This window comes from Novosphingobium meiothermophilum (assembly GCF_003171715.1).
Taxonomy (GTDB): domain Bacteria; phylum Pseudomonadota; class Alphaproteobacteria; order Sphingomonadales; family Sphingomonadaceae; genus Novosphingobium; species Novosphingobium meiothermophilum.
The window spans coordinates 71,786-83,493 of the sequence record NZ_QGHL01000001.1; the positions used below are offsets into that span (position 1 = coordinate 71,786).

The 11,708-nt window shown below is 65.7% G+C and carries 6 protein-coding genes; 4 read left to right on the forward strand and 2 right to left on the reverse strand.

Annotated elements, in window-relative coordinates; translation table 11 throughout:
• Positions 1 to 3 precede the first annotated feature (3 nt).
• Together DKM43_RS00335 and DKM43_RS00340 are read right to left on the reverse strand one after the other, a co-directional pair.
• The gene (locus DKM43_RS00335; protein ID WP_109796500.1) at positions 4 to 1,473 is read right to left on the reverse strand and encodes a methyl-accepting chemotaxis protein; all 1,470 of its coding nucleotides are present in this window, start codon (positions 1,471 to 1,473) and stop codon (positions 4 to 6) included.
• A gap of 176 nt (positions 1,474 to 1,649) precedes the next feature.
• The gene (locus DKM43_RS00340) at positions 1,650 to 4,943 is read right to left on the reverse strand and encodes a TonB-dependent receptor (RefSeq protein WP_109796501.1); all 3,294 of its coding nucleotides are present in this window, start codon (positions 4,941 to 4,943) and stop codon (positions 1,650 to 1,652) included.
• 246 nt (positions 4,944 to 5,189) lie between these two features.
• Between DKM43_RS00340 and DKM43_RS00345 the strand changes: the two genes are divergently transcribed.
• The 4 genes from DKM43_RS00345 to DKM43_RS00360 are packed head-to-tail and all read left to right on the forward strand — an operon-like array spanning position 5,190 to position 11,309.
• Positions 5,190 to 6,776 (forward strand): tryptophan halogenase family protein, encoded by a 1,587-nt coding sequence (locus DKM43_RS00345; RefSeq protein ID WP_109796502.1) that lies wholly within the window; start codon positions 5,190 to 5,192, stop codon positions 6,774 to 6,776.
• Position 6,777: 1 nt separating this feature from the next.
• On the forward strand, positions 6,778 to 8,259 hold the full coding sequence (locus DKM43_RS00350) for a tryptophan 7-halogenase (protein ID WP_109796503.1): 1,482 nt from the start codon (positions 6,778 to 6,780) through the stop codon (positions 8,257 to 8,259).
• Entirely contained in the window at positions 8,256 to 9,779 is a 1,524-nt protein-coding gene (locus DKM43_RS00355; protein WP_109796504.1) for a tryptophan halogenase family protein, read from the forward strand. Before DKM43_RS00350 ends, DKM43_RS00355 begins: the two co-directional genes overlap by 4 nt.
• A 24-nt stretch (positions 9,780 to 9,803) precedes the next feature.
• Positions 9,804 to 11,309: a tryptophan halogenase family protein gene (locus DKM43_RS00360; protein WP_109796505.1), complete on the forward strand. Its 1,506-nt coding sequence runs from the start codon at positions 9,804 to 9,806 to the stop codon at positions 11,307 to 11,309.
• Positions 11,310 to 11,708 lie beyond the last annotated feature (399 nt).

An 11,708-nucleotide genomic window follows, 5' to 3' on the forward strand; every position in this document is an offset into this window, starting at 1 on the left:
CCTTCAGGCCGCGTGCCGGAACGCCGGAACCGGGCCTGCCGAAGCGCGCCCATGGGCGGGATCGGCGTGGCGGAAGGCGGCAACCGCCCGTGCAAGCTGGCCTGACGTGCTGCTCATCGAGCGTGTGGCCGCAGCGCTTTGCTCGACCATGGCGGCGTTCTGCTGCGTGGCAAGGTCGATCTCGGCAACGGCGGCATTCACTCGTTCGGCGTGGGCGGCCTGATCGCCGGTGAGGCGGGCCGCTTCGGTCACGGCAGAGCTTATCTCGCTGACCCGCGCGATAATGGCCTGCAACATGCCGCCCGCGCCCTTGACCAGATCGGCCCCGCGATCGACCTGTTCGCGGCTGGTGGACAGCAGTTTCTTGATGTCGTCTGCCGCTTCGGATGAACGCTGCGCCAGCGCGCGCACTTCATTGGCGACCACGGCAAAGCCCCGCCCCATCTCGCCCACGCGCGCGGCTTCGACCCCGGCGTTGAGGGCGAGGAGATTGGTCTGGAAGGCGATGCCGTCGATGATCTCGGCGATCTGGACGACCGCCACCGCGCTTTGCTGGGCATCGTCCATGGCGCTTATCGCCTGACGCACCGCTGCGCTGCCCTGCGTGGCTTCGGTTTCGGTTTCCTGCGCCGTAGTGCGAAGCTGCATCATGGATTGCGACGTGCGCGAAAGGCCCTCGGTCAATTCGGTCATGGCGCGCGCGCAGTCCTGCACGTTGTTGGCCTGCCGTTCGGTGCGCGCGGCAAGGTTTTCGGTGGCGGCGCGGATCTCGTCGGTGGAGGTGGCGATGTGTTCGCTGCTCTGGGCGACAAGGCCGACGGTGGCGCCGAGCTTTTCCAGCGCGGCGTTGAGATCGCGCTCCACCTGCAAAAAGCTTTCGGGCAGGCCCTGCATCCGCACGGTAAGATCGCCCTGCGCCATGGCGCGCAGCACTTCGCCCATCTTGCCCAGCACGATGTCGCGCGTGGTCTTTTCGGCCATCTCGAAATAGGTGGACAGCGCGATGTCCATGTCCACCATCGCCACCTTGACCAGCGCGGAAAGATCGGCCGCCATGCGCCGCCGCCTGGGCGAAAGACGCCCCATGCCGTCCAGCAGCATGGCATGGATGAGGTGTTCCATGATGAGCGCATAGCCGCCGATATACCACTTCGGCTCCAGCCCGATGCGGGCGTGGGTATTGCCGATCTTGAGCGCGCGGTCGTGATAGGATTGGTCCAGCCCGCGTTCGAACAGCAAGGTCCAGTGTTCGCGCTGGGCCGAGCGGGCATGGCGCGCGCGCTCGGCCGATGCGAAGAACCGGCCCAGCGTGGGCGTGGCGGCCAGCTTGTCGTAGAACCGGACAAGGCCGCTGTCGACCGAACGCGCCACGAGGCGCGAAAGCCGCGCAAAGCTGCTGCGGCTGCGGTCCAGTTCGTAAAAGGCGATGCGTTCGTGCAGGGACCCGGCCTGCTCTCCTGCCATTTGATCCATGTTCGCTCCCTCGACTTGCGAGTAGCCGCGTTACCCGAACCAGACCAAAACAGTCTGAAATGAGTGCCTAGGGGCAGCTTCGTATGCACCAAAGGGCAGGGTTGGTAGCAAGGGCATGAAAAAAGGGGAAACCGATGGTTTCGGTTTCCCCTATCAAGGTTGCACTCGCGGGTGAATCAGAAGGTGAGGCGGGCCGACATCGTGTAGCGGCGGTCCGTCTTGTACCACTGGCGCGGGACCAGCAGGATCTTCTTGTTCGGATCGGAGGCCGGCCGGTCATAGACAGCGGCTGCGGTCTTCACGAGGCTGTCGAGCAGGTTCACCCCCTGAAGGCCGAGCGTGAAGTTCTTGTTCACCCGCACGAAGACCGAGGCATCGAGCTGGCCGTAAGGCTTCTGGAAGATCGGATCGAACGGGGTGATGACATCGCGCAGCGTCAGCAGGAACTGCGAACGCCAGCTATAGGCCGCACGCAGCGTTACCGCGCCCTTTTCGTAGTAGGGAACGATGTTGAAGGTATGGCGCGACAGGCCCTGAAGGGGGAAGTCGTTGCCCGGAATGGTCGAGACCAGGCCCGCCGCCACATCGGGATCGGTGGGGTTGAGCGTGGATTGCGGCACGCCCTTGCTGTCGACGTAGGTATAGTTTGCCTGAAGGCCGAGGCCGCTCAGGAAGCCCGGCAGGAACGTGTAGTTCTGCTGGTAGGTCAGTTCGAAGCCCTTGATCTTGCCGGTATCGGGCGAGTTGATCGGCTGGGTCGAATTGACGAAGGCCGTTGCCGAACCCACCGGGATCTGGGTGGATGTATTCGCATTGGTCAGGACGTTCTTCAGCCGCTTGTAGAACAGCGCGACGGTGAACTGCCCGCCATTGCCGAAGTAGTATTCGCCAGTGATGTCGAAGTTGTCAGCCTCGATCGGCTTCAGGAACGGATTGCCGGCGATGATATTGCCGGTGAGGAACGGTGCATTGTTGTTCACCGCCTGATCGGCCCGCACGGCAATCTGATCGACCCGCTGGAAGTTGCGGGTAAGGCCGAACTCTGGCGGGGTCACACCCTTGAAGTAGGCCGCGCGGAATTGCAGGCCGCCGCCCATCTCAAGGCGGATGTTGACGCTGGGCAGCCAGTATTCATACCGCAGCTTGGCCACCGAGGGGACATAGGCATCCACCCCGCCGGTGTCCGATGCGACCAGCGCCTGCTGCACATCGCTGGGCAGGCGGCAGAACGGACTGTTGTTGGGCTGGCCGTTCTGCACGATCGAACAGGCAACGAGCTGATCGGCGAACGAGTTTGCGGCCTGTGCAATGAAGGCGCCGCCGAAGGCCGTGCGATCGGTGCGGGTATAGCGCAGGCCGACGTTGCCCGAAATCCGCTTGTCGCCGCCCAGATCCTTGCCGAAGTTGGCCATGATGTAGGCCGCGTTGTTCTCTTCGGTGGCCGAGTTGATTTCGCCCGGCAGGTAGGGCGTTCCCGGCACCACGCCATTGCGCTGCGCCAGCGGACGCCAGCCTCCGCCATTGTTCCACGACTGGTTGATGGCAAGCGCGTAGGCCTGATAGGCGGCAATGTCTTCGGCCGGATTGCCGGCATAGAACAGCCGTCCTTCGCCAACCGGGCTGGGCGTGCGCCCGCCGAAGAAGTTGGGGAAGCTGAACACGGCATAGCCGGGGGCCTGCTGCGCCACCTGGCTGTCAAGCCAGCGCGGGCCGCCATTGCCCCACTGTTCCGAAAGAACACCCCAGTTGTAGGTCGAGAAGCGCGCGGTCTGATCGCGCTTGGCATAGCGGTAGCCGACCTTGATCGAGTTCAGGAAGGAATCGTCGTCGAAGGCATAGAGCAGGTCCACGCGGGCTGCGTCGGACTGGCCCTCGCTGTCCTCGACATGGTCCATCGCCGAACGCCAGAAGCTGTTGTAGGGATCGATGTAGCTCTGGTGCGGGCCGGTGAAATAGGTCATGCCGCCAACGCCGTTGGGGCAGTTGGGCGTGCAGTTCTGCACCGGCAGCAGTTCGATCACGGGCAGATCGAACCCGTTGTTGGTGATCCGCGCGTTCTGATAGGTGCTGGCCCAGATCGTGTTGTCGATCACCTTCACGGTGGAATCGACGTGCTGGTAATCGAACACCGCCGTCAGACGATCGGTCATCTTCCACTTGAGGTTGGCCGAGTAATCCTTGACCACGTTGTTTTCGACGTGGCCGCGGCGGATGTTGTTGCTTTGCAGGCCGAAACCGGGGACGCGGCCGAAGCCCGTGGCGAAATCGGCATCCGCGCGCCAGCCTGTGGCGCCGGTGATAACGCCATTGGTGAAGACCCCGCTCTGATCGAAGCTGAACTGCGTTCCCGGAGCGGCAAAGGCGCCGCCGTTGCTGTCGACGTTGTCGGTGGCAACTTCGACGGTGTGTTCGCCCCAGTTCTGCTTGGCTTCGGTGCGCAGGAACTCGAACGTGGCTTCAAGCGCGCCATCATTGCTGCGCCACTGGAGCGCCGCCGAGCCGCCAATGCGTTCGCGGTTGAAGCTTTGCGAACCGGCCACGGCACCGGCCGGAAGCAGGCCATAGCGCGCGGGCGTGGCCGAACCGGCAGGGAAGATCTGCTGCCCTGCGCTGTCGAGCGGGACCGGACGGAAGCGCGAAATGGCGATGCGATCGGCGCGGGTGAAGAGCTGCGAGTAGTTGAAGCTGCCCAGAATGCCGATGTCGCCAATGCCGGTCTGCCACTGGTTCGAGGCGACGATGGCGCCGGTCGGCGCGCTCTTGCGGATGAAATCGCCGTAGTTGTTCTCGATCGAGGCGGCGAGGAAGAAGCCCTTGCGATCAAACGGCTTGCGGGTGCGCAGATCGACCGTGCCGGCGATGCCGCCTTCGATGTGATCGGCCGGGAGCGACTTGAACACGTCAACCCCGCCCAGCAGTTCGGCCGGAATGTCGGCAAAGCCGAGGCCGCGCCCGTTGTTGGCGGTGAAGGCATCGCGTCCGTTGAACTCGGACCGGACATAGGTGAGGCCGCGCACGACCACGCCCGCACCTTCTGCGGCGAAGTGATCGGGGTCGACGCCCGCGGCAAAACGGTTGATCGAGATGCCGGGAACGCGCTGAAGGGTTTCGGTCACCGAACGGTCGGGCAGGGCGCCGATATCGTCGGCCGAAATCGAATCGACGATAGTGTTCGAATTGCGCTTCTTCTTCTGCGCGGTTTCAAGGCTGGCGCGATAGCCCGTGACGATGATCGCGCCGGTCTGATCGGTGGTGGCAGGCTTGCCTTCGCCGGTGGCCTGAGCCTCGTCCTGCGCCTGATCCTGGGCGGGGGCTTCCTGGGCAGCCGCAGGAAGGGCCGCCGTGAGCATGGCGAGCGTCAGCAGCGATGCCCCGGCGAGGGCGGCCTTGCGGCGGACAGCGCCCTCCGGTTGCGCCTCGGTGCCCTGTGCTTCCACAGCGGACAGGCGTGATTCATTGGTAACGTGCATTGCGCAGCCCCTCTCCCTCAAAAACCCTCATGGTAGCGCCACCGTTATCGGCGTGCTGAAAACCATGATTGCGCTAACATCACGCATTGGTTACGTCAATCGGGCACCAAGCGCAATAGCATTGCTGCATTTCGTCATGCACTTTGATGCACACTGTGAAAGCGCTATCGTGCGCAGGCACGGACGAAGAGGGCGGTTGCGACGCACAAGAGGCACGCGCAGCATAAAGGGCGAGAGGGAAGGATCATGGCAAACAGCGCGCTGGCGGCGGCAGAGGGCGGGCATCCGGGGGCGGGAGAAGGCGCGCAGGCGCCGGTTGGCTCGGTCGTCATCGTTGGCGGCGGCACGGCGGGATGGATGACGGCCGCAGCGCTGGCCAACCGGCTGGCGGGATTGCCCGTGACGATCACGCTGGTCGAATCGGACGAGATCGGCACGGTCGGCGTGGGCGAGGCCACGGTGCCGCACATCCGCTTCTTCAACGCGCGGCTGGGCATTGACGAGGCCGATTTCATGCGGCGCACCAACGCGACCTTCAAGCTGGGCATCGAGTTCGTGAACTGGGGCCGCAAGGGTGACAGCTATATCCACCCCTTCGGCGCGCATGGTGAGCCGATCGAAGGCGTGGCCTTCCATCACATATGGGCGCGCTATCGCCGTGCTGGCGGGACGGAACCGATCGAGGCGTTCTCGCTGCCGGTGCTGGCCGCGCGCGAAAACCGCTTTGCCCATCCCGCGCCCGATCCCGCTTCGCTGCTTTCGACCTATTCCTACGCCTATCAGTTCGATGCCGCGCTCTATGCGGCATACTTGCGCAGCTATGCCGAAAAGCGCGGGGTGCGGCGTATCGAGGGGCGAGTGATCGCGGTGGATCAGGACGGCGAGAGCGGGCAGGTGCGCCGTCTCACGCTGGATGACGGGCGCGAAATCGGGGGCGAGCTGTTCGTCGACTGTTCGGGCTTTCGCGGCCTGCTGATCGAGCAGACGCTGAAGACGGGCTATGCCGACTGGAGCCACTGGCTGCCGTGCAACCGTGCGGTAGCGGTCCCATGCGCTTCGGCGGGGCCGCTTTCGCCCTATACCCGCGCCACCGCGCTGGATGCCGGATGGCAGTGGCGCATTCCCTTGCAGCACCGCACCGGCAACGGGCATGTCTATTGCAGCAGCTATATTTCCGACGAGGCGGCGGCCGAGACGCTGCTGGCGCGGCTGGACGGTGCGCCGCAGGCCGAACCGCGCTTTCTGCGCTTCCTTACCGGCAAGCGCCATCGCCAGTGGAACCGCAACGTGGTGGCCATCGGGCTTTCCGCAGGCTTTCTGGAGCCGCTCGAATCGACCAGCATTCACCTGATCCAGCTTGGCATCGGCTTCCTGATGGACCTGTTTCCGACCCGCGAATGGGATCCGATGCTGGCGCGCGAATACAACCGGCTGATGGATCTGGAATATGAGCGCGTGCGCGATTTCCTGATCCTGCACTATCATGCCACCGAACGCGCCGACACGCCGTTCTGGAACTATGTGCGCACCATGCGCGTGCCCGATTCGCTGGCGGAGCGCATGACCGCCTTCCGCGAGCGCGGGATCGTGGTGAACTATCGCGATGGCATGTTCCTCGATGCGAGCTGGGTGGCGGTCTATGCCGGGCAGGGCATCGTGCCACGCCGCAGCGATCCGCGCGCCGAAGGGTTGAGCGATGCGGGCCTGTTCATCAAGCTGGCATCGCTGCGCGAGGACTATGCGCGCATGGCGGGCGAACTGCCGCAGCAGGCCCGGTTCCTCGAGATGATCGGCGCGCGGATGGACATGCGCGCCCCCGAAGGCGTGGCCTGAGATGGCGGCGTTCGGTTCTGGCGCGTTTGGCGCCCTGCCCCGCTCTGGCCCGGCAGAGCGCGTGGCGATCAGCGGCGGCGGCCTGTGCGGCTGGCTGGCGGCGTGCCTGCTGGCGCGGCATCTGCCGCACTTGCGCATCGTGGTGCATCCCGCGTCCGCCGACGAGGAGACGCGGCCTGACCGCAGCCTTGGCGTGCCGCTGGCCGCCGAAGTGCTGCTGCCGGGCGATCTGGAGCACATTGCGGCGGCGGGCCTGCGCGGCGGCGATCTGATCCGGCACTGCCGGGGCAGCTTCATGCTGGGCACCGCGCTGACAGGATGGCGCGCGGCGGGCGGGCCGGCGTTCGTTCCCTTTGGGGAGATCGGTGCGCCGCTGGGACCGGTGCCTTTTCACCAGATCGTGGCGGCAGCCCGCGCGCGCGGGCACGATGTGAACATGGCCAACTATGCGCTGGGGGCGCTGTGCGCGCAGACCGGACGCTTTGCCCCGCCGCGCAGCGATGATGCCTCGGTGCTCTCGACGCTGAGCTTCGGCCTTGCAGTGGAGAGCGATGCGCTGCGCCGCTTGCTGCGCGATGATGCGCTGGCACACGGGGTGCAGCACGGCGAAGCCGTGGCCGATCCGGCCAGCCTGTGCGCCGCCGCCGATCTGGTGATCGATGCGCGCGGCGCGCCGGAAGCGTGGAGCGAGAACGGGGGCGAGCAAGGGGGCGAGGACTGGAGTGCCCTGATGCCGTTCGATCGGGCGCTGGTGGCCAAGCGCGCCGAACCCGGCACGCCGCCGCCCCCGCCGCCGCCCTATGCCCATCTTTCCGCGCTGGCCGAGGGCTGGCAGGGCTTCGTTCCGCTGGCCGGAGCGATGACCGAGACCCTGGTCTTTGCAGCCGCCGCGCCGCCTGCCGAAGTGACGGGCGCCTTGCCAGAGGCGCACCGCCTTGCGCCCGGACGCAGTGCCGCGGCATGGCAGGGCGCCATCGTGCGCATGGGTGCCGCGGCGCAGCAGCACGATCCGGTGGCGGGACTGCAACTGCATCTGGCGCTGGCAGACGTGGTGCGGCTGATCGCGCTGTTTCCGGCCAATGCGGATTGCGCGGTCGAGGCGGCCGAATACAACCGCCAGTGGCGCGAACGCAGCGACTGCGCGTTCGATTACACCGTGCTGCGGCTGGCCCGCAATGGCGCGAAGGGCGCGGTCTGGGACCGTTTGCGCGCCGCGGCCCTGCCGCACCGCACGGCCTACCGGCATGATCTTTACGCGGCCAACGGGCGCATTGCGCTGCACGATGGCGAAGTGTTCGAAACACCCGGCTGGGTCATGCAGTTCGAGGCGCTGGGCATAAGGCCGCGCAGGCCCGATGCGCTGGCCATGACCGTGCCCGACATGGCGATCACGGCCCACTTCGAGGCGATCCGCAAGGCCATGCTGGCAGGCGTTGCCAAGCTGCCCCCGCACGGGGCGGTGCTGGCCGAGGTCTGCGCATGAGCGAACCCTTGAGGCACCCCTTGCGCCGGATCGTCATTGCCGGTGGCGGCACGGCGGGCTGGATGGCAGCGGCCGCGCTGAGCCGCCTTTGCGCCAATGGCACCACGCGCGTCACGCTGGTGGAGTCCGAGGAAATCGGCACCGTGGGCGTGGGCGAGGCGACGATCCCGCCGATCAAGACCTTCAACGCGATGCTGGGGATTGACGAGGACGCCTTTCTTGCGGCCACGCAGGGCACCTTCAAGCTGGGTATCGCCTTCGAAGGCTGGCACCGCGAGGGCGAAAGCTATCTGCATCCCTTTGGTGCCTATGGCGCGGACATCGAAGGGGTGAAGTTCCACCAGATCTGGCTGAAGCTGCGCGCAATGGGCATTCCCGTGCCGCTGGCCGATTTCAACATGGCCGAAGTGGCCGCGCGCATGGGCCGGTTCGACCGGCCCACGGGCGATCCGCGTTCGGCCCTGTCGCAGCTTGATTATGCCTTTCATTTCGATGCCGGGCTTTATGCCGCATTCCTGCGCCGCCATGCCGAAGCGCGCGGGGTGGAGCGGCTGGAAGGCCGCATCGGCCAGGTGCTGCTGCACGGCGAAACCGGCTTCATCGAGGCGCTGCGGCTGGAAGACGGGCGCCTGATCGACGGCGATCTGTTCATCGACTGCACGGGTTTTCGCGCGCTCCTGATCGAGGGGGCGCTGGGTTCGGGCTTCGAGGACTGGAGCCACTGGCTGCCCTGCGACCGCGCGGTGGCGGTGCCCTGCGCGCGGGCAGGCGGGGCGGCGGGGCCGATCCTGCCCTATACCCGTTCCACCGCGCGGGCTGCGGGCTGGCAGTGGCGCATTCCGTTGCAGCATCGCACCGGCAATGGCATGGTCTATTGCAGCCGCTACTGGTCGGACGACGAGGCGAGTGGCACGCTGCTGGCCAATCTGGATGCCGAGCCGACCGGTGAGCCGCGACTGCTGCGCTTCACCACCGGGATGCGCAAGCAGCCGTGGGTCAAGAACTGCGTGGCGCTGGGGCTGGCCAGCGGTTTCATGGAGCCGCTGGAATCAACCAGCATTCATCTGGTGCAAATCGGCATATCCAAGCTGCTGGCGCTGCTGCCCGACCGCAGCTTTCCCGCGCACGAGCGCGCGGAATACAACCGCCTGACCGCGATCCAGTGGGCGCAGATCCGCGATTTCCTGATCCTGCACTACAAGCAGAACGCAAGGGGTGATGCGGCGTTCTGGCAGGAATGCGCGGCCATGCCCGTGCCCGAAACGCTGGAACGCAAGATCGCGCTGTTTGCCGGCACGGGCCGCCTGTTCCGCTATGACGACGAGCTGTTCACCGATGCCAACTGGACTGCGGTGATGACCGGGCAGGGGATCATCCCCCAGGCCCACGATCCGCTGGCCGATGCGCTTGACGGTGCGGCCCTGCGCGACATGACCGCGCGCATGGCCGATGCCTTTCGCCGCACCGCGCGCGCCATGCCTTTCCACGCCGATTTCATCGCCCGCCACTGCGCGGCCTGAACGTCCCTGCTTCCGGAGCCGGAAATGACCGAAGACAACCGCATTCGCCGCATCGCCATCATCGGTGGGGGAACCGCCGGATGGATGAGCGCGGCGGCCCTCGCCAAGGTGCTTGGCCCTGCCTATGCCCGGATCACGCTGGTGGAATCCGACGAGATCGGAACCGTGGGCGTGGGCGAGGCGACGATCCCGCAGATCGGCGTGTTCAACCGGATGCTGGGCATCGACGAGAACGATTTCGTGCGCCGCACCAAGGGCAGCTTCAAGCTGGGCATCCAGTTCGTGGACTGGCGGCGAAAGGGGCACGCCTATTTCCATCCTTTCGGCAAGTTCGGGCTGGATATGGAGGGTGTATCATTCCACGCCTACTGGCTGCGCCTGCGCGCTGCCGGGCTGGCCGGTCCGATCGAGGACTATACCCTGATGGCCAAGGCGGCCGAGATGGGCAAGTTCATGCGCTCGGTCAATGCGGGCAATTCGCCGCTTTCGGCGATCAGCTATGCCTTTCATTTCGATGCCGGGCTTTATGCCCTGTTTCTGCGCGATCATGCCGAACGGCGCGGCGTGAAACGCATCGAGGGCCGGGTGGTGCAGGTCCACCAGCGCGGCGAGGACGGCTTCATCCGCGCGGTCCAGCTTGAGGACGGCAGCGAGGTGGAAGCCGACCTGTTCATCGACTGCACCGGCTTTCGCGGGTTGCTGATCGAGCAGACGCTGAAGGCAGGCTACACCGACTGGTCGAACTGGTTGCCGTGCAACCGCGCGGTAGCGGTGCCATGCGAGGGCGGGCAGGACATAGCGCCCTTCACCCGTTCCACCGCGCGCGACGCGGGCTGGCAGTGGCGCATCCCGCTTCAGCACCGCATCGGCAATGGTCATGTCTATTGCAGCGATTACATTTCCGACGACGAGGCCGCCGCCACGCTGCTCGCCAATCTCGACGGGGCGCCGCTGGCCGATCCGCGCTTCATCCGCTTCACCACGGGGCACCGCAACAGGTATTGGGACCGCAATGTCGTGGCGATCGGTCTGTCATCGGGTTTCATGGAGCCGCTCGAATCGACGAGCATCCACATGATCCAGTCCGGGATTGCCCATCTGCTGGCCAATTTCCCGGACCGCACCTTCAATCCCGTGGATGCCGAGCGCTACAACCGCGTGATTCGCACCGAGAGCGAGGAAATCCGCGACTTTCTGGTGCTGCACTACAAGGCGACCGAGCGCGACGACACGCCCTTCTGGAACCGTTGCCGCACGATGGCCGTGCCCGACCGGCTGGCCGAGAAGATCCGCGTTTTCGAGAACTCCGGCCGCACCTTCCGCGAGAATGAGGAACTGTTCAATGACACCAGCTGGTTTGCGGTGATGGTGGGGCAGGGGCTGGTGCCGCGCACCTATGATCCGGTGGCGAACGTGCTCGATCTGGAAACCACGCGGGCGCGGCTGGACGAGATCCGCAGCACGGTGGCGGCATCGGCCGATTTCATGCCGCGCCATCGCACTTTCATTGCCCAGCACTGCGCGGCCTGAGCGCCGCGCGCGCCATTACCGCATTGCCCGCGGCAATTTTGGTGATGCAGGCATTGCCAAGTGCGCAATGATCGCTATGGATAGCGCTACCAGTCCGCATCGGGGGTAAGAACGGCGCGCAGCGTCGGACGATTGCGGGCCGGTGCCGTTGCAGCCTTCCGGCCGGGCCGAGGACGCTGCGATGGTCAGGATTCCACAAGACAGAACGCCGGCATGGACGTGGCCGGAAAAGATGCAAGGGACAATCGTGTCAGTCACAGCGCTTGAAGCCGCCGCACAACGCCATGCCGCAACGCAGGATGCCCCCCTTGGTGGCGGGGTGGTTTATCCGTGTCTGCGGGGCAGGCGAGTGATTGTGACGGGGGGTGCGAGCGGGATTGGCGAGGCGATCGTGGCGGG

Excerpts from the sequence above, each read along its gene's own strand:
- DKM43_RS00350 (WP_109796503.1), top strand. The coding sequence starts at position 6,778 with ATGGCGGCGTTCGGTTCTGGCGCGTTTGGCGCCCTGCCCCGCTCTGGC.
- DKM43_RS00335 (WP_109796500.1), bottom strand. The coding sequence starts at position 1,473 with ATGGATCAAATGGCAGGAGAGCAGGCCGGGTCCCTGCACGAACGCATC.
- DKM43_RS00360 (WP_109796505.1), top strand. The coding sequence starts at position 9,804 with ATGACCGAAGACAACCGCATTCGCCGCATCGCCATCATCGGTGGGGGA.
- DKM43_RS00355 (WP_109796504.1), top strand. The coding sequence starts at position 8,256 with ATGAGCGAACCCTTGAGGCACCCCTTGCGCCGGATCGTCATTGCCGGT.
- DKM43_RS00340 (WP_109796501.1), bottom strand. The coding sequence starts at position 4,943 with ATGCACGTTACCAATGAATCACGCCTGTCCGCTGTGGAAGCACAGGGC.
- DKM43_RS00345 (WP_109796502.1), top strand. The coding sequence starts at position 5,190 with ATGGCAAACAGCGCGCTGGCGGCGGCAGAGGGCGGGCATCCGGGGGCG.